Raw genomic sequence first — 17190 nt, forward strand, 5'->3', positions numbered from 1 at the left:
ATTACAGGTAGAACCGGTGGCAGCCGATGGTCATAAGATATGTCCGGTTGGCGTTGATCCACACGCCCTGGGACAGGGCGGGGGCGTAGAAGTACATGGCGCCTCCGGCGGTGCTCTCTCCGCTCAGGGCCCGTTTGGCCGCCTCCACGGACTGGGCCGTGGGAGGCAGATAGACCGTGCCGTTGGAGACGGGGGTAAACTGCACATCATGCTTGCGGTCAAAGATGACGGCGGGGATGGAGTTGGGGAACTCGGCGCTCTTCACCCGGTTCAGCACCACGTTGCCCACGGCGATCTGGCCGGTCAGGCTCTCGCCCTGGCTCTCGGCGCTGATGATGCGGCTGAGCCAGTAGAGGTCCATGGCGTCGTGCTCCGCGCCGGGGGAGGTGACCGCCGCGCCACCCAGGTAGGGGTCCCAGGCCACGCCGCCGCCCAGGGCGGTGACCAGGATCCGCAGGGGGATGTAGGTGCGGCCCCGCTCCACAAAGACCTTGCCGCTGTATGTACGGCCATTGACCGTCACGGTGTTCCCGGCAGGGTCGGCGGTGACGGACTGGCTGCCGGAGGATGCCGCCGCCACCTTGCGGCTGCTGTCCCACCAGACGCTCCAGCCGCCGAAGGCGTTCAGCAGGCCCCGGAGGGGCACATAGGTCACGCCGCTCTCCAGGTAGTTGACGCCCTGACTCAGTACGGTGCCGTCCACCTGGACGGGGACCACCCGGCAGGGGGCCGCCTTGGCGGAGACACAGGTCAGGACAAGCGCGGCCAGCAGGCCGCAGAGAAGTTTTCGTTTCATGGGGATGATCGTCCTTTCAGGTTTATCGCTGCTATGCAAAAGCATACAGGAGGGCGGGGCGGGCCGCAACCCTCAAAACCTTCCAGAGCTGGAAAACAGCCGCAGGTATTGACAATATCGTGAAACGATATTATAGTGGGATCAAGGAATATCGTGTTTCGATATCGGGGAGGGAGACCATGGCCAGGGAACCGCTGAAAGTCCTGACAGAGAGCATGTTCTACGTGCTGCTGAGCCTGCTGCGGCAGGAGCGGTGCGGCACGGAGATCGTCCAATATGTGGACGACGCCACCGCCGGCCGGGTGCCCCTGGGGCCGGGGACCCTGTACACCATCCTGGCCAAATTCCAGGAGGAAGGCTTGATTCGGGAGACGGCGGTGGAGGGCCGGAAGCGGACTTATGCCATCACGGACCGGGGGCGGGCGCTGTTCCGGCAGGAGCTGAGCCGCCTGCGGCTGTGTGTGGGCGACGGCGAGCGGGAGGAGCGGGCGGCGGAGAACCTGCTGCCCGGTGGGAGAGAGGAGGATCCGTCATGAAAGACCGCAGGCGGTTTCTGGCGCCCCGGGACCTGTGGGACGCGGGCACCATCGAGGCGTGGCTGGAGGAAAAGGCCGCCCAGGGCTGGATCCTGGAGAAGTGGGGCATCTCAGCGCGGTTCGAACGGATCGACCCCTGCCGGTGCCGGGTGCGGCTGGACCCGAAGGACCGGCGGAACAGACAGCAGCAGGCGGAGGCAGAGACCCTGTATCGGGACATGGGCTGGCGGTGGAACGGCACCCTGTGGTTCTATGACGTCTACTACTGCTTTGACCCCACGGCCTCGGACTTGTACACAGACCCGGAGACCCAGGCCTGGGCCTGGGGAAAGCTCCTGAAGCGGGCGCTGTGGCGGAGCGGGCTGTCCGGTCTGCTGCTGCTTCTTTGGGCTGCGCTGCAGTTTGACGGCCTTTGGAGCGGCCATGCGGTGCAGTTGTTTCTGATGGGCATGTGGGCCATCTGGCTCTTTGTGATTTTGTATGTGGTCCGGGAGGTGTGGGAGGCTGTCCGCACGGTGTGGGGCATCCGAAGGCTGAAGCGCCGCCTGGCGGCTGGAGTGCCTATGGAGCGGGGCGACCCGGCCAGGGCGGTGCGGCGGCAGCGGATTCGGCAGATCGCGGATTGGACGGCGATCGCCCTGCTTGCGGGGTGGATCCTGGTCATCGCCTGCGGAAGAGAGGAGATGCCCCTCTCCGACGCGCCGTCGCCTCTGCCCTGTGTGGCCCTGGAGGCGCTGGACCCGGAGGCCGCCGGACCGGAGCTGGATATTGCCCGGTATGAGACCTTCGACGGCCTGCTGATCCAGAGTCGGCGGGTCACCCAGTTCCGCTGGCAGCCCTCCGCCTCCGTACAGGCCGAGCTGGACCGAGTGGCGCTGGTCTCTTTTGCAGAGGCTCTGTACCGGGAGCGGGTCGGCGCGTTCCTGGATGCCTGGCCAAACGCGGAGGTCCGGGAGTTGACAGACGGCCGCTTTGACCAGGCCGTGGTGATCGGCGCAGGAAAGAACCAGCTCTTCGCCGCCCGGCTGGGGCGGATGGTTCTGACAGAGCGGGCGGAGACCGATACAGACCTGATGGACCACCTGGACGGCTTCGCCGCCGTGCTGGTGGAATTTCAGTAGAAAGAGAGAGGAGGACGCACCATGATCAAGCTGATGCCGGGATATGTGGAGGATGTGGCCGCCTGGCAGGCCCGATTGGAGGATTTGGCAGCCAAGGGCTGGTTTTACGTCCCCAGCTGGATCCTGTTCCGGTTTGCCTCCTTTGAGCGGGGGAGGCCCAAGACCGTCCGCTACCGGCTGGAGCCTGCGGCCAAAAAGGAGGGGTGCCCGGACTGGGAGCGCCGGGAAACCTACCGGGCCCTGGGCTGGGAGTATGTGGACACCATCGGAAAGACCATGCACCTGTGGCGGTGCGACGACCCGGAGGCTCCGGAGCTCCACACGGATCCGGAGACGGAGGCACGGGCCTATGACCGCTTCTCCCGGCAGGAGCGGATCAGCAGGTATCTCAGCTGGGGGATTCTGGCGCTCTTCGCGGGGCTCCTTGCCTTCGCCCTGTATGTTTCCGGGGGGACGTACTTCGCGTATCTGGTGGGGAGCTGGCAGCCCCTGTGGTATCTGGCGGCGGGCGTCAGCTTCTTTGGAACGTCGTTTTTTATGGCCAGGTGGCAGACCCGCGTCCTGCGGCGGACCCTGCGGACCATGCGGGCCGGCGTGGAGGCCCCCCGCCGGCGGCCCTACCGGCTGGCCTGCGGGCTGGCGCTGGTGATGGACCTGCTGTGGGTGTTCTACGTCATCGCCCTGGGGTACAACGGCGTACACAGCAGCCGCCGGACATTTCGTCCGATCTCCTATTATCTCACCTATTATGATGAGTCGGTACCCTATGTGGAAGTGTCCCAGGACGGGGAGGTGGTGGCCAGCCCCCAGGAGAACTGGCTCACCAGCGAACAGTGGTGGACCATAGAGGACTATACAGAGGGGCGGCGGTACTACCGGTACAGTGAGGCCCTGTACTACCGCCTCCGCTTCCCGTCCCTGGCGGACGACCTGGCGGACAGTCTCCTGGCGCAGTACGGGGACGACTATGCTGTCACAGAAACCGAATACCCCGGCCTGGACGGGGTCTGGACCGGGGCGGCGGTGGACGGCGATCAGTATATGCTGCTCCGGCTGGGGGACCAGGTGTGGAGCGTGGAGGCGGACACGGACGCGCCGCTGGCAGACCTGCTGCCCCAATACGCCGCTGCCATGGCGGAGGCTCGGCAGGGGTGACGGCCTTCAGGCCCGGCAAGAAATCCTCCTCCGTCTCATACACTGTTCATCAGGGAGGGGGACAGGGGATGGACGCCTATGACTGGAGCACGGGGATTTACGCTGCGGCGGTGGCCATGGCCAAGTGCATGACCACGGAGGAACTGTCCCGCGCGGCCATCCTGCTGACCCAGCTGGGCACCACCCTCGGCACGCTGGCCGCCCTGCGGCAGCTGGAGGAGGGCGGCGCGGAGACCATCACGGAGTTTTGAGCAGCAAAAGAGCCGCCCCGGCGGGAACCGTTCAGGTTTCCCGCCGGGGCGCTTTTGCGTCTGCTTATTTCAGAACATCCGCCAGATCCAGAGTGACGGCGCCGTCCTCCAGGACAAAGGCCGGGATGCCGATGCCGCCGTTTTTCTTGACGGCGTCATACAGGGGGCTGCTGTCCCGCAGGGCCAGGTAGGCCTTCAGGTCCGGCAGGCTGGCGGAGAGATTCTTGAACTCGATCTCCGCCTTGGCCTCGCTGAGCTTGTTGAGGGCATACAGCGTGTCGGGGCACAGGTGGCTGCCGATGACGGTGACTTTCATGCTGTCCGCCTCCTTACTTCAGCGCGATGGCTTCGATCTCGCAGAGGACGCCCTTGGGCAGCTCCCGCACGGCCACGCAGCTGCGGGCGGGCTTGGAGGTGAAGTACTTGGCGTACACCTCGTTGAAGGCGGCGAAGTCGCCCATGTCCGCCAGGAAGCAGGTGGTCTTGACGACCTTGTCAAAGCCGGAGCCGGCGGCCTCCAGGATGGCGCCCACGTTCTTGCAGCTCTGCTCCGCCTGGGCGGCGATGCCCTCGGGAACGGTGCCGGCAGCGGGATCCACGGGGATCTGGCCGGAGGTGATGATCAGGTCGCCGAAGGCGTAGCCCTGAGAATAGGGGCCGATGGCGCCGGGAGCGTTCTTGGTTTCAATAACAGTCATGGTTGGATACTCCTTTTCAGAAATCTGTTGATTGGGATAGCGGTCAGAGAGACGGCAGTCAGGCCTGTTCCGTTTTCTTGGCGGCCATGGCCTTCATCAGCCAGTCCTTGCCCTCCACGATCCGGGTGACCATCATGGAGGCGATGGTGTCGCCGGAGGAGTTCAGGCAGGTGGCGGCGGGGTCGAAGATGAAGCCCAGGGTGGCGATGATGGGGAAGGCCTCGGCGGGGAAGTTGAACATGGAGACGATCAGCATCTCGCCCACCAGGCCGCCGCCGGGAGCGCCGGACAGCACGAAGGCGGACAGGATCGCCACGATGATGGCCATGGCATAGGTCTCCACACCGGTGAACTGCATATCGAAGATGCCGTACAGGAAGGCGATCTTCACGATGGAGCTGAGAACGGAGCCATCCATGTGCATGGTGCAGCCCATGGGCAGCACCAGGTCGCTGACGTCCTCGGGCACGCCGATGGAGTCGCAGGCCTCCTTGTTCACCGGGATGGTGGCGGCGGAGGACTGGGTGGCGAAGGCGGTGATGGCGGGCCGGAAGATGTGCTTGAACATGACCTTCACGCCCTGCTTGCCGCCGGCCAGGAAGGCGTACAGGGGGAAGAAGATGATGAAGTACAGGGCGCACAGGGGGTAGTACACCAGCATGGACCGGCCGTAGTCGCCCACGATCTCGGGGCCGTAGGTGGCCACCAGGTTGGCGAAGTAGGCGCCCAGGCCCAGGGGAGCCACCAGCATGATGACGCCCACGAACTTCATGATGATGTCGTTCAGGTTGTTCAGCAGCTTGCCCATGGGGCTCTCGTCGCCGCCGCAGGCGGACACGCAGAAGCCGAAGATGATGGCGAAGATGATGAGGGGCAGCATGTTGGACTTGTCCCACAGGTCTGAGAAGTCAGACACCGTCAGAGAGCTCACCAGCAGCTCGGCGGCGGTCTTTGCCTCGCCGGCCTCGGTGACGGTCATGTCGATGTTGGTGCCGGCGGAGGGGCTGAACAGGTTGACCCAGATCAGCACGCAGGCCGCGGCGATGAGGCCGGTGAAGATGAAGGTGCCGATGGTGGAGCCCAGGATCTTGCCCAGGCGCTTCATGTTGGCCATGCTGCCCACGGCGGAGGCGATGGACACAAACACCAGGGGCACCACGATGGTGAACAGCAGGTTCAAAAAGATGTCGCCGATGGGCTTGATGGTGGTGCCCACCGAGGGGGCGAAGGCGCCGATCAGTGCGCCGACGATGATGCCGCCCAGGATGAGGATCAGGCTTCCGTACTGCTGCCAGAAGCTCTTCTTTTCGATAGTAGCCATATCATTTCTCCTTTTTCCCTTATTCTCTCTACATTGCGTTTGGCTGGTATGGCATGGTGTGTCTGTCTGCTGGAGTTACAGGCTGTTGACAGCGGCCTCCAGCTGTGCCATCGCCTTTTCCAGGGTGGCCCGGGGGCAGGCGGCGTTGAGCCGCATATAGCCGTTGAGGCTCCGGCCGAAGGAACAGCCGTCGTTCAGGCCCAGCTTGGCCTTCTGGATCATGAAGTCGTGGAGCTCCTCGTTGGTCATCCCCAGCTCCCGGCAGTCCAGCCACATGAGATAGGTGGCGTCGGGGGCGTAGGTCTTGATCTTCGGGATGTGCTTTTCGCAGTAGTCCACCACATAGTCGAAGTTGGCGGAGAGATAGGGCAGCAGCTGCTCCAGCCACTCCTCGCCATGGTTGAAGGCCGCCTCCATGGCGGTGAGGGAGAAGGCGTTGTTCCGGTGGATGTCCATGCACTGCCAGAAGTGGTCAAAGACCTCCTTCTTGTGGTGGTCGGGGAATACCACGGTGCTGGCCTGCAGACCCGCCAGGTTGAAGGTCTTGGTGCCGGAGATGCCGGTGATGACGTTGGCGGCGATCTCAGGGGACAGGGAGGCGGTGGGGATGTGCTTCTTGCCGTGGAAGATCAGGTCGGAGTGGATCTCGTCGGAGACCACCGGCACATGATACTGCAGGCACAGCTCCATCATCCGGCGCAGCTCCTCCTCCGTCCAGACGATGCCCAGGGGGTTGTGGGGAGAGCAGAGGATGAAGAGGTCCACCTCTTTCAGCTTCTCCTCAAAGTCGGCCCAGTCCACGGTCCACTTGCCGTCCTTTTCCACAAACTGGTTCTCCACCACCTTGCGGTTCCAGGCCTCAGTCATGTCGTAGAACTCGGAGTACACCGGCGTCTGGATCAGGACGCTGCCGCCCTCCGGGGTGAACAGCCGCACACAGGCGGAGATGGTCTGCACCACGCCCAGGCTGAAGCTCATGAGGCTCTGGTCGATGTCCCAGCCGTTGCGGCGCTTCTGCCAGCCGCGGATGGCCTCGAAATAGCTGCCCGGCCGGGCGGTGTAGCCCCAGATACCCTCCTCGGCCCGGGCCTTCAGGGCGTCGATGACGGGCTGCGCGGTCTTGAAATCCATGTCTGCGATCCACAGCGGGATCACATCCTCCGTGCCGAATTTCTTCTTCCGTTCGTCGTACTTGGCGGAGCGGTTCTGAGAACGATCCACAACGGTGTCGAACTGATAAGTCATAATCCTCCATCCTTTCTGCGGCAGTTTATGCGCTGATGCCTGTGTTATAAAGCAAAAATTGTGCCAAAAACAGGAAAGCCTGTGATGAAGCCCGGAAAAGGATTAAAAAGCGGGACGACAATCGGAGTTCTCTACAAAAAAGAACCGGACAGTTTTAGCAAAACGCCGAGACTGTCCGGAACAAATTTTTTCGGGGAAAATGGATGTCCAAATTGTTAATTGGTTTTATTGGTCATTTGATAGAATGAATATGACCATTTTCATACAGGCGGCGGCCATCGGCCGTCAGCTGGCTGCCGCCGCGGCCCCGGCTGATCCGGACCAGCCCCTGCTCCGCCATCTGGGCCAGGACGCTTCGGATCTCCTGCTGGGAGGTGGGGAGAAAGGCTTCGCGGGCCAGCTGCAGCAGCCGCTCCCGGCCGATGGGCTGCCGGTCTTCTGATGCCCGGTACAGCTGCTCCAGCACGAAACGGAACACCTCGGAGGGCTCCGGCGGCACAGCCGGCGCCCCGGTCTGTTCGGAGATGGGTTTGCCCGCCCGATGGAACACCGTGGGCGGCAGATCCTCCATGGTGATGGGGTCATGGCCGGTGTAGAGGAAGTACTCCACCACGTTCCGCAGCTCCCGGATATTGCCCGGCCAGGCATAGGATCTCAGGAACTCCCGGACCTGGGGGGACAGGCGGAAGCAGGTCCCCAGCTCCTGCTGAAAATGCGCCAGGATCAGGAACAGGTCATTTCCCCGGGCGGACAGGGGCGGGATCTCAACAGGAAGGGTGCTGAGACGGTAATAGAGATCCCGGCGGAAGGTGCCCTCCGCCACCTTCTGCTCCAGAGACTCGTTGGTGGCGGCCACGATCCGTACGTCGATGGGGATGATGGTGGTGCCGCCCACCCGCATGATCTCCCGTTCCTGCAGGACCCGCAGCAGCTTGATCTGCAATGCCGGACTCATGCCCTCCACCTCGTCTAGGAACAGCGTTCCCTGGTGGGAGATCTCCAGCAGGCCCAGCCGTCCGCCCTTTTTGGCGCCGGTGAAGGCACCCTCCTCATAGCCGAAGAGTTCGCTCTCCAGCAGGTTTTCCGGAAAGGCCGCCACGTTGATGGCCACAAAGGGCCCATCCTTCCGGCGGGAGGCCCGGTGGACCGCGTGGGCGAACAGCTCCTTGCCGGTGCCGGTCTGGCCGATCAGCAGGATGGGGCTCTCGCTGACGGCCATCCGCCGCAGCACATCCTTGGTCCGCTGGATGGCCTCCGACTCCCCGATGACATCCTCAAAGCCGTATTTGGCCCGATAGCCCTTGTGGAGCAGCTGGTTGCGCAGCTGGCTCTGGCGGGCCTCCACATCATTGAACCGCTGCAGGAGGGCGAAGGCACCGATGCAGGCGCTCTGCCGCATCACCGGCACCACCTCGACGCTGACGTTGACGCCGTTGAGCCGGGTGATCTTGGCTGGAAGCTGCTCCCGCTCCTGCAGGCATTTGGAAAAGGGAATGTAGGGGAACACCTGGGAGGCCGCCTTGCCCACCACCAGGTCGGCGCTGGTGCGGGTGATCTCCTCCGCGTGGCGGTTGCAGGCGAAGACCTCGCCCTTTTCGTTGACGCCTACCACGCCGTCCTCCAGCGTCTCCATTAAAATATGAAACTGGCTCTCCAGCCGGATGGACCGGGCGAACATCTGGTCAAAGCTGTAGTTGCTGGTGGCGATGGACTGGAAATAGGTCTGGAACTTCTCCGTCTCCAGCAGGTGCTCCAGCCCCAGCCGCAGGGCGATCTCGATCATCATGCCGGAGGTGCAGGCCCGCTGGCCCACATCGATCTTGGTCTCGATCTCCTCCGGCACGTACCGCATCTCATCCGGCGTGACGGCGATGTGGACGTCCGGCGGCAGCTCCGCCCCGGGATAGAAGGGGATCCAGTGGACCTGGGTGATGCCGAACTGCTCCAGCTGGGCGATGGCCTCCCGGGCCATGGTCTCCGTCATGTTGACGAACAGCACCCGGCTGCCGGCAGGCAGCTCCTTCAGCCGCCGCAGCTCCTGCCAGCGGAAGGAGGCCTCCACCGCCATGGTCTGGCTGTCGATGGGCACGTGGCGGGCCAGCTCCTCCGGGGAGCCGAAGGCGTCCGTGGAGGCGGCGAACAGGTCGGCATGGGGCAGCACGCCCATGGCGGTGCCGTCCATGACGGAGAAGACGGAGACGTCCGCCACATCGCCGAACAGGCTCTCCACATCCCGGCCGTAGGACTGCCCGGCCCTGGGGTCCAGAGCGATGATGGAGATCTTCTTTTTTTCCATAAAGCTGCCTCCAATTAACCATTTACTTTGACCATTTTCCCACATTTCCATGGGGATTGCAAGAGGGGAAGCGGGATTTTGCAGGGTATCCCGGGGAAAAAGAGTTGGCACGCGGATTGCTTATCTGTTAAAATGAACATGTTGCGGGCGATTGGAGATTTGTCTGGATACAGAAAGGAGCTTTCCATATGATCACGAAAGAAGAACTGCTGACCCTGCTGCGGCAGGAGGTCGTCCCCGCCCTGGGCTGCACGGAGCCGGTGTGCGTGGCTCTGGCCACGGCCGACGCCAGCCACGCCATCGGCGGTGAGATCGTCTCCATCAAGGTGGAGGTCAACCCCGGCATCTACAAGAACGGCATGAGCGTGGGCATCCCCGGCTTCCCCCGGGTGGGACTGAAGTACGCCGCCGCCCTGGGCGCCTGCCTGTCCAACCCGGAGAAGAGCCTCCAGCTGCTGGAGGACATCGACGAAGCCGTCACCGAGAAGGCCATCGGCCTGGTGGAGGACCGCCACGTGGTGGTGATGATCAAGCACGATGAGACGGCGCTGTACGCCCGGGCGGAGGTCATCACCACTGCCGGTATCGGCATCAGCGAGATCCGGGGCACCCACTCCAACATCATCCTCACCATGCGGAACAACGACGTGCTGGTGAAGAAGGCGTACGCGGCCGGCGGCCAGGACGAGCTCCACGAGCGGCTGGCCCCCATGACCGTGGCGGAGATCCGCCACCTGGTGGACCAGTGCAGCGAGGAGGAGCTGGCCTTCATGCTGGACGGCATGGACATGAATGAGAAGCTGGCGGACTTCGGCCTGGAGCATACCCTGGGCGTGGGCATCGCCACCGCCCTGAAGACCGCGGACCTGCTGGGAGACGGCTTTGCCGCCCAGACTATGCTGCGGGTGGCCAGCAGCGCTGAGGGCCGCATGAGCGGCTGCCCCTACGCCGTCATGAGCAGCGCCGGCAGCGGCAACCACGGCATCACCGCCATCATCCCCGTGGTGGAGCTGGCCAAGCACCTGGGCTCCTCCAAGGAGCAGCTGGAAAAGGCCCTGGCCTTCTCCCACACCCTGAACGTGTACATCAAGATCTTCACCGGCAAGCTGTCCGCCACCTGCGGGTGCGGCGTCTCCGCCGCCACCGCCTCCGCCGCCGCCATGGTGTGGCTGATGGGCGGCAGCGACGAGCAGATCGGCAAGGCCATCATCAACATGAGCGGCAACCTCACCGGCATGATCTGCGACGGCGGCAAGATCGGCTGCGCCCTGAAGCTGGCCACCGCCACCAACGCCGCCATCATGTGCGCCCAGCTGGCCATGAGCGACGTGGTCCTCCAGGCCACCGACGGCATCTGCGGCGCCACGCCGGAGCAGGCCATCCGCAACATGGGCCTGGTCAGCACCCCCGGCATGGTGCAGACCGACAAGACCATCCTGGACATCATGATGAAGAAGGACGCCCAGGCGTAAGCACGGAGAAAATCGAACAGACCTGCAAGCCGCCCGGCGGGAATTCCCGCCGGGCGGCTTTTTGCGCTCCGCCGCCGTTTCCACAACATTACCGGTTGCCCCTGCGACGCCTTTGGGGTATCATGGAGAAACGGCTGACGGCCTTCATAAAATCTTAAGGATTTTCCCGGTTTTTTGTTAAACCGCCATCCCCTATGATAGAAGCCAAGGAGGGAGCCCCATGTACAACATTCTGATCTGCGACGACGAGCGGGACATCGTCAACGCCCTGAAGATCTATCTGGCAAACCCGGACTATCGTCTTCTGGAGGCCCACACCGGCCAGGAGGCCCTGGACATCCTGGACCGGGAGGACATCCACCTGGTGCTGCTGGACATCATGATGCCGGAGATGGACGGCATCACCGCCCTTTCGAAGCTCCGGCAGGTGAGCAATGTGCCGGTGATCCTGCTGACCGCCAAGAGCGAGGACACGGACAAGATCCTGGGGCTGAACGTGGGGGCGGACGACTACGTCACCAAGCCCTTCAACCCGGTGGAGGTGGCGGCCCGGGTCCGCAGCCAGCTGCGGCGGTATTTCCAGCTGGGGGGCGGCGCCATCCGGCCGGAGGTGCTGACCCTGGGGGGCATCCAGATGGACGACCGGGAGAAGACCGTCACTCTGGACGGGGACCCGGTGTCCCTGACCCCCACGGAGTACGACATTTTGAAGCTGCTGCTGGAGCACCCGGGACAGGTGTTCTCCCCCAGGGAGATCTACCGCAAGGTGTGGAAGGACGCCCCCTTCGGCAGCGAGAACACGGTGGCGGTCCACATCCGCCACCTGCGGGAGAAGCTGGAGATCGACCCCGCGGAGCCCCGGTACTTAAAGGTGGTCTGGGGACAGGGGTACAAACTGGAAAAGGGGATGGGAACATGAAAGCGGTTTTCGTCAATGGAAATATGGAACAGGACATCAAGCAGGAGATCGCCCAGGCGGTGATGGGGGAGGACGCTCGGCCGGGCCCGGAGCCTCCCAGGCGGAAGACGAAGCTGACGGAGCGCACCGCCGCCAAGATCACGGCCTTTCTGCTGCTGATGGTGGTGGCCGCCGTCACCGCCGGCGGTGCGCTGGGGGCGGCGTTCCTGTACCACACCGACATCTATACCAGCAGTGAGACGGCGTTCAAGCAGGGATTGTTTGAGAGCATCGCCTGGGAAGACGCCTGGAACATTTTGGACGATGTGTCCTGGGACGGTGAGAACCGCGCCGCGCGGCTGGAGGGGGCGGAGCGGTACTGCGCGGAGCGGAACATCGCCTTTGCCGCGGTATATGACAAGTCCGACACGGAGATCTGGCGCTCCGGCACCAACACCGCCGCCGACAGTCCGTGGAAAATCTCCGTCACTTATGACTTGGATGTTTCGGAAGAGAATGTCTATACCGTAGAGCTGGTTCTGGACGACGCATTCCCGATAGATGACGACTACGCTTTTGCGAATTGGGTGGCGGACCTGGCCTACGCCCTCCGCTACTGGATCTACGCCATCATTGCCGCGGCGGCGCTGCTGACAGTGATCTGCTTCGCGTTCCTGCTGTGCGCCGCCGGGCACCATCCCGGCGTGGACGGCATCCGCCCCGGCTGGGGGACGAAGATCCCCCTGGACCTGCTGACGGCGGCCGTGGGGCTGGGGCTGTTCCTCGGCATCCAGCTGGTGGTGGAGGCCGGATTCTGGTCCGGCATTGCGGTGATCCTGGGGATCGTGCTGGGGAGCGCCGCCGGGGCGGGCGTCTTCACCGGCTGGTGCATGTCCCTGGCCCTGCGGATCAAGCTGGGGGGATGGTGGCGGAACACCGTCATCTATGTGGCCCTCCGCTGGGCCTGGAAGGTGCTGAAAAAGCTGGGCGGCGGACTGCGGGCCGCTGGCCGCGGGCTGGCGGGCCTGCTGGGCGGCATTCCCCTGGTGGGCAAGACAGTGCTGATCTTCCTGGGCCTCTGCGTCCTGGAAGGACTTGGGATTCTAGTCAGCTTGGGCTTCTTTTGGAGCTGGGGCGTCTTGGCGTTCCTGTGGGTCCTGGAGAAGATCCTGCTGTTCCTGGCGGTGCTGGCCGTGGCCCTCATGTGCCGGAAGCTGCTGCTGGGCGGCCGGGCCCTGGCCGCCGGGGACCTTGCCTATCAGGTGGACACCAGCCGCATGGTCCTGGACTTCAAATCCCACGGCGAGGACCTGAACCACATCGCCCAGGGCATGGCGGCGGCGGTGGACCAGCGGATGCGCAGCGAGCGGATGAAGACGGAGCTCATCACCAACGTGTCCCACGACATCAAGACGCCCCTGACCTCCATCATCAACTACGCGGACCTCATCGGCAAGGAACCCCGGGACAGTGAGAAGATCCCGGAGTACGCCGCCGTCCTCACCCGCCAGTCGGAGCGGCTGAAGCGGCTGATCGAGGACCTGGTGGAGGCGTCCAAGGCCTCCACCGGCAACCTGGAGGTGGATCTGGCCCCCTGCCAGCCCGGCGTGCTGCTGACCCAGGCAGCGGGGGAGTACGAGCAGCGGCTGAAGGACGCAGGCCTGGACCTGGTGACCCGGCAGCCGGAGACGGCGGTGACCATCCTGGCGGACGGCCGGCGGCTGTGGCGGGTGTTCGACAACCTGATGAACAACATCTGCAAGTACGCCCAGCGGGGCACCCGGGTCTACCTGACCCTGGAGGAGCGGGACGGCCAGGCGGTGATCTCCTTCAAGAACACCTCCCGGGCGCCCCTGGACATCCCGGCGGAGGAGCTGCTGGAGCGGTTCGTCCGGGGAGATGCCGCCCGGGGCGGTGAGGGCAACGGCCTGGGGCTCTCCATCGCCAGGAGCCTGACGGAGCTCCAGAAGGGCACGCTGGATCTGACGGTGGACGGGGACCTGTTCAAGGTGGTCCTGCGGTTCGGGACCATCTCCTAAAGAGGTGCGCGGGAGGCACCGGCCAAACCGGCCGGTGCCTCCCGCATTTTCCGTCGGACGCCTTGCGGACTGCTCCGCAATGGGATATACTACAAGGCGGAAACAGACGGCGGCGCCGGAGATGCGGCCCGCCGGGAAAGGAGCAAGTATGCGCGTGTTGGAACAGCTGGAACCCCAGGGGGTGTTCCGTTTTTTTGAGGAGCTGTGCGCCATTCCCCACGGCTCGAGGAACTGCCAGGCTGTCAGCGACTGGTGTGTGGCCTTCGCCAGGGAGCGGGGGCTGGAGCACTACCAGGACCAGGCGGGGAACGTCATCCTCATCCAGGAGGCAACTCCCGGCTATGAGGCGGCGGACCCCATCCTCATCCAGGGCCACCTGGACATGGTCTGTGAGAAAGAGCCCGGCTGCACCAAGGATATGGAGAAGGAGGGCCTGGACCTCTATGTGGAGGACGGCTGCGTCCGGGCCCGGGGCACCACCCTGGGCGGCGACGACGGCATCGCCGTGGCCATGGCCCTGGCCATCCTGGACGACCCGTCGATCCCCCACCCCCGGCTGGAGGTGGTCTTCACCACAGAGGAGGAGATCGGCATGATGGGTGCCGTGGCGCTGGACGCGTCTCCCCTCCGGGGGCGGAAGCTGCTGAATCTGGACTCGGAGGCGGAGGGCGTCTTTACCGTCAGCTGCGCCGGCGGCAGCATGGCCCGGTGCGCCCTGCCGGTGACCCGGACGGCCTTTGCCGGCACGGCGCTGGCAGTGCGGGTCAGCGGCCTTGTGGGCGGCCACTCCGGCACGGAGATCCACAAGGGCCGGGCCAACGCCTGCATGGTGCTGGGCCGGGTGCTCCAGGCCATGGGAGCGGAGACGGAGCTGCGGCTGGTGACGGCGCGGGGCGGCGGCAAGGACAACGCCATCCCCATGGAATCATCCGCCCAGGTGGTGGCGTCTGACGAGGCCGCCGCCCGGCAGGCGGCGGAGCAAATGGCCGCGGCCCTGACCCGGGAATACGCCGTGGCGGATCCGGGCCTCCGGGTGGAGGTGACGGCCTGTGAAGTTTCGGAGACGCCCATGGACAGGGCGTCCACGGAGAAGGCCCTCTGTATGCTGACCTGCCTGCCCAACGGCATCCAGGCCATGAGCATGGACATCCCCGGGCTGGTGCAGACCTCCCTGAACCTGGGCATCCTCGCCACAGAGGCGGACAGCCTGACGGCCACCTTCTGCGTCCGCAGCTCGCTTGGCAGCCAGAAGGAGATGCTCCACCGCCGCCTCCGTGCCCTGATGGCGCAGCTGGGAGGCACGGTATCCATCTCCGGGGACTACCCCGCCTGGGAGTACCGGCAGGACTCTCCCCTCCGGGACCTGATGACGGAGATCTTCTGGGAGCAGTACGGCAGTGCGCCGCAGATCGAGGCCATCCACGCCGGTGTGGAGTGCGGCATCCTGGCGGGCAAGCTGCCGGGGCTGGACTGCGTCTCCGTGGGGCCGGACCTGCTGGACATCCACACCCCCAGAGAGCGGATGGACATCGCCTCCGTCCAGCGGGTGTGGCGATTCGTGCTGGAGGTCCTGAAGCGGTCCAAGTAAGGACAGGGGCGCGGCAGAGGCCGCGCCCCATTGTTTTAAACGGGGACCCATGGTATAATATCCGCAAATCAGAAAGGGGAGGGAACGAAATGTACCACTGTTTCCGCCTCCACCGGGGGCAGGATCTGTATGAGGCCGTCGAGACCTATGTGAACGACCATCACATCGCCGCCGGGGCCGTGGTCTCCGGCGTGGGGTGTGTCTTCCGCTGGCGGCTGCGGGACGCCACCGGCGTCCGGGTGCGCAGTGGGGAGGAGGACGTGGAGATCGTCTCCCTGATGGGCACCGTGTCGGAGCACGGCTGCCACCTCCACGCCAGCTTCAGCCGGGAGGACCTCACCACCTTCGGCGGCCACCTGCTGCCGGGGTGCATCGTGAACACCACGGCGGAAATCGTGCTGGCGGAGGTCCCGGACCGCGTCTTCACCCGCGCCCCGGACAGCGAGACCGGCTATGACGAGCTGGTGATCGCCCCTGCACACGCAAAAGAGACCATGAAGGACAGGAGAGAACGACGATGAACGTATGGATCGCATCAGACATCCACGGCAGCGCCCTGTACTGCCGGAAGCTGCTGGACCTGGTGGAGCGGCAGGGAGGAGGCCGCTTGGTGCTGCTGGGCGACCTGCTGTACCACGGCCCCCGGAACGATCTGCCGGCGGGCTATGACCCGAAGGCCGTCTTCGCCATGCTGAATGAGCGGAAGGACCGGATCCTCTGCGTCCACGGCAACTGCGACGCGGAGGTGGATCAAATGGTGCTGGATTTTCCCATCGAGGCGGACTTCCGGGTGGAGGACCTGTGCGGCAGGCGGCTGTTCCTGACCCACGGCCACCACTGGAACGCGGACCAGCGGCCTGCTCCCGAAGCACTGGACGGGGCGGGCTATGTGGTCTACGGCCACTTCCACGTGCCCGTGAAGCGGCAGGAGGACGGGGTGTGGTATCTGAACCCCGGCTCCGTCTCCATCCCAAAGGAGGGCAGCTGGCACGGCTGCATCCGGATGACGGAGGAGGCCATTCAGTGGCTGGATCTGGACGGCAGGGTAAGGGACGAACTGCGCTGAAACGGGGGAACAGACGATGACGGACATCCAGAAACTGCTGTTTGACCGGCAGGACCCGGCCTATCAGGCATTCCAGAGCAAGCTGATGCCCACCGTGGACCCGGAGACGGTCATCGGCGTCCGGACGCCGGCGCTGCGGAAGCTGGCGAAGGAGCTGGCCGGGACCCCGGCGGCGGAGGAGTTCCTCCGCCGGCTGCCCCACCGCTACTATGAGGAGAACAACCTCCACGGCCTGCTGATCTCGGCGTACCGGGACTATGGCGCCACTGTGGCGGCGCTGGAGACGTTCCTGCCCTATGTGGACAACTGGGCCACCTGCGACCTGCTGAGCCCCAGGGCCTTCCGCGCGCATCCGCCGGAGCTGCCGGACCAGATCCGCCGCTGGGCGGAGGACCGGCACCCCTACACGGTCCGCTTCGGCCTGGGGATGCTGCTGAGCTTCTATCTGGACGAGGCGTTCCGGCCGGAGTATCTGGAGCTGGCCGCCGGCGTCCGGCGGGAGGAATACTACGTGAGGATGATGGTGGCCTGGTATTTTGCCACCGCTCTGGCCAAGCAGTATGACGCATCCCTGCCCTATCTGGAGCAGCGCCGCCTGGACCGCTGGATCCACAACAAGACCATCCAGAAGGCCGTGGAGAGCTACCGGATCACACCGGAGCAGAAGGGTTATCTCCGCAGCCTGCGGTGGAAGGACTGAGCGGAAGG

General features: G+C 64.6%; 17 protein-coding genes. 11 read left to right on the forward strand and 6 right to left on the reverse strand.

Translation table 11 applies throughout. From position 1 onward, the window contains the following. Nucleotide 1 precedes the first annotated feature (1 nt). Nucleotides 2–796, reverse strand: coding sequence for a cell wall hydrolase (locus tag H9X91_RS04235; RefSeq protein WP_243414416.1), 795 nt, complete (start codon nt 794–796; stop codon nt 2–4). Between the two features lie 179 nt (nt 797–975). On the opposite strand from H9X91_RS04235, the gene H9X91_RS04240 reads away from it, so the two are divergent. From H9X91_RS04240 to H9X91_RS04255, 4 genes are all read left to right on the forward strand, one after another. Continuing rightward, a complete protein-coding gene (locus H9X91_RS04240; RefSeq protein WP_204802852.1) occupies nt 976–1332 on the forward strand; it encodes a PadR family transcriptional regulator in 357 nt (118 codons plus the stop codon). Further along, nucleotides 1329–2453, forward strand: coding sequence for a DUF2812 domain-containing protein (locus tag H9X91_RS04245; RefSeq protein ID WP_204802854.1), 1125 nt, complete (start codon nt 1329–1331; stop codon nt 2451–2453). Before H9X91_RS04240 ends, H9X91_RS04245 begins: the two co-directional genes overlap by 4 nt. A gap of 21 nt (nt 2454–2474) precedes the next feature. After that, complete coding sequence (locus tag H9X91_RS04250; protein WP_204802856.1) at nt 2475–3608, forward strand: DUF2812 domain-containing protein; 1134 nt, start codon at nt 2475–2477, stop codon at nt 3606–3608. A gap of 68 nt (nt 3609–3676) precedes the next feature. Next, the gene (locus tag H9X91_RS04255; RefSeq protein ID WP_204802858.1) at nt 3677–3859 is read left to right on the forward strand and encodes a DUF6774 domain-containing protein; all 183 of its coding nucleotides are present in this window, start codon (nt 3677–3679) and stop codon (nt 3857–3859) included. Nucleotides 3860–3923: 64 nt separating this feature from the next. On the opposite strand, the gene H9X91_RS04260 is transcribed toward H9X91_RS04255, so the two are convergent. The 5 genes from H9X91_RS04260 to H9X91_RS04280 all read right to left on the reverse strand — a co-directional run bounded on the left by H9X91_RS04260 (nt 3924) and on the right by H9X91_RS04280 (nt 9419). Further along, complete coding sequence (locus H9X91_RS04260; RefSeq protein WP_204802860.1) at nt 3924–4175, reverse strand: glutaredoxin; 252 nt, start codon at nt 4173–4175, stop codon at nt 3924–3926. A gap of 13 nt (nt 4176–4188) precedes the next feature. Then, complete coding sequence (locus H9X91_RS04265) at nt 4189–4557, reverse strand: RidA family protein (protein WP_204802861.1); 369 nt, start codon at nt 4555–4557, stop codon at nt 4189–4191. Between the two features lie 58 nt (nt 4558–4615). Beyond that, complete coding sequence (locus H9X91_RS04270) at nt 4616–5878, reverse strand: dicarboxylate/amino acid:cation symporter (RefSeq protein WP_204802863.1); 1263 nt, start codon at nt 5876–5878, stop codon at nt 4616–4618. A gap of 75 nt (nt 5879–5953) precedes the next feature. Continuing rightward, the gene (locus H9X91_RS04275; RefSeq protein WP_204802866.1) at nt 5954–7123 is read right to left on the reverse strand and encodes a MalY/PatB family protein; all 1170 of its coding nucleotides are present in this window, start codon (nt 7121–7123) and stop codon (nt 5954–5956) included. Nucleotides 7124–7355: 232 nt separating this feature from the next. Then, nucleotides 7356–9419, reverse strand: a complete 2064-nt coding sequence (locus H9X91_RS04280) for a sigma-54 interaction domain-containing protein (RefSeq protein ID WP_204802868.1) — start codon at nt 9417–9419, stop codon at nt 7356–7358. 188 nt (nt 9420–9607) lie between these two features. Between H9X91_RS04280 and H9X91_RS04285 the strand changes: the two genes are divergently transcribed. The 7 genes from H9X91_RS04285 (at nt 9608) to H9X91_RS04315 (ending at nt 17182) form a co-directional block, all read left to right on the forward strand. After that, nucleotides 9608–10891 (forward strand): L-cysteine desulfidase family protein, encoded by a 1284-nt coding sequence (locus tag H9X91_RS04285; protein WP_204802870.1) that lies wholly within the window; start codon nt 9608–9610, stop codon nt 10889–10891. 220 nt (nt 10892–11111) lie between these two features. Then, nucleotides 11112–11810, forward strand: coding sequence for a response regulator transcription factor (locus tag H9X91_RS04290; protein WP_204802872.1), 699 nt, complete (start codon nt 11112–11114; stop codon nt 11808–11810). Beyond that, the gene (locus H9X91_RS04295; RefSeq protein ID WP_204802874.1) at nt 11807–13828 is read left to right on the forward strand and encodes a sensor histidine kinase; all 2022 of its coding nucleotides are present in this window, start codon (nt 11807–11809) and stop codon (nt 13826–13828) included. The genes H9X91_RS04290 and H9X91_RS04295 overlap by 4 nt, the downstream gene beginning before the upstream one ends. Nucleotides 13829–13976: 148 nt before the next feature. Then, nucleotides 13977–15416 (forward strand): aminoacyl-histidine dipeptidase, encoded by a 1440-nt coding sequence (locus H9X91_RS04300; RefSeq protein WP_204802875.1) that lies wholly within the window; start codon nt 13977–13979, stop codon nt 15414–15416. A gap of 89 nt (nt 15417–15505) precedes the next feature. Further along, nucleotides 15506–15937, forward strand: coding sequence for a PPC domain-containing DNA-binding protein (locus H9X91_RS04305; RefSeq protein ID WP_204802877.1), 432 nt, complete (start codon nt 15506–15508; stop codon nt 15935–15937). Beyond that, nucleotides 15934–16482 (forward strand): phosphodiesterase, encoded by a 549-nt coding sequence (yfcE, locus tag H9X91_RS04310; RefSeq protein WP_204802879.1) that lies wholly within the window; start codon nt 15934–15936, stop codon nt 16480–16482. The genes H9X91_RS04305 and yfcE overlap by 4 nt, the downstream gene beginning before the upstream one ends. 16 nt (nt 16483–16498) lie before the next feature. Then, a complete protein-coding gene (locus H9X91_RS04315) occupies nt 16499–17182 on the forward strand; it encodes a DNA alkylation repair protein (protein WP_204802881.1) in 684 nt (227 codons plus the stop codon). Nucleotides 17183–17190 lie beyond the last annotated feature (8 nt).

Origin of the sequence: Oscillibacter valericigenes, assembly GCF_016902445.1 — a bacterium.
Classification (GTDB): domain Bacteria; phylum Bacillota; class Clostridia; order Oscillospirales; family Oscillospiraceae; genus Oscillibacter; species Oscillibacter avistercoris.

Coding starts and splice junctions, on each gene's coding strand:
- H9X91_RS04235 (WP_243414416.1), bottom strand. CDS start 796: ATGAAACGAAAACTTCTCTGCGGCCTGCTGGCCGCGCTTGTCCTGACC.
- H9X91_RS04240 (WP_204802852.1), top strand. CDS start 976: ATGGCCAGGGAACCGCTGAAAGTCCTGACAGAGAGCATGTTCTACGTG.
- H9X91_RS04245 (WP_204802854.1), top strand. CDS start 1,329: ATGAAAGACCGCAGGCGGTTTCTGGCGCCCCGGGACCTGTGGGACGCG.
- H9X91_RS04250 (WP_204802856.1), top strand. CDS start 2,475: ATGATCAAGCTGATGCCGGGATATGTGGAGGATGTGGCCGCCTGGCAG.
- H9X91_RS04255 (WP_204802858.1), top strand. CDS start 3,677: ATGGACGCCTATGACTGGAGCACGGGGATTTACGCTGCGGCGGTGGCC.
- H9X91_RS04260 (WP_204802860.1), bottom strand. CDS start 4,175: ATGAAAGTCACCGTCATCGGCAGCCACCTGTGCCCCGACACGCTGTAT.
- H9X91_RS04265 (WP_204802861.1), bottom strand. CDS start 4,557: ATGACTGTTATTGAAACCAAGAACGCTCCCGGCGCCATCGGCCCCTAT.
- H9X91_RS04270 (WP_204802863.1), bottom strand. CDS start 5,878: ATGGCTACTATCGAAAAGAAGAGCTTCTGGCAGCAGTACGGAAGCCTG.
- H9X91_RS04275 (WP_204802866.1), bottom strand. CDS start 7,123: ATGACTTATCAGTTCGACACCGTTGTGGATCGTTCTCAGAACCGCTCC.
- H9X91_RS04280 (WP_204802868.1), bottom strand. CDS start 9,419: ATGGAAAAAAAGAAGATCTCCATCATCGCTCTGGACCCCAGGGCCGGG.
- H9X91_RS04285 (WP_204802870.1), top strand. CDS start 9,608: ATGATCACGAAAGAAGAACTGCTGACCCTGCTGCGGCAGGAGGTCGTC.
- H9X91_RS04290 (WP_204802872.1), top strand. CDS start 11,112: ATGTACAACATTCTGATCTGCGACGACGAGCGGGACATCGTCAACGCC.
- H9X91_RS04295 (WP_204802874.1), top strand. CDS start 11,807: ATGAAAGCGGTTTTCGTCAATGGAAATATGGAACAGGACATCAAGCAG.
- H9X91_RS04300 (WP_204802875.1), top strand. CDS start 13,977: ATGCGCGTGTTGGAACAGCTGGAACCCCAGGGGGTGTTCCGTTTTTTT.
- H9X91_RS04305 (WP_204802877.1), top strand. CDS start 15,506: ATGTACCACTGTTTCCGCCTCCACCGGGGGCAGGATCTGTATGAGGCC.
- yfcE (WP_204802879.1), top strand. CDS start 15,934: ATGAACGTATGGATCGCATCAGACATCCACGGCAGCGCCCTGTACTGC.
- H9X91_RS04315 (WP_204802881.1), top strand. CDS start 16,499: ATGACGGACATCCAGAAACTGCTGTTTGACCGGCAGGACCCGGCCTAT.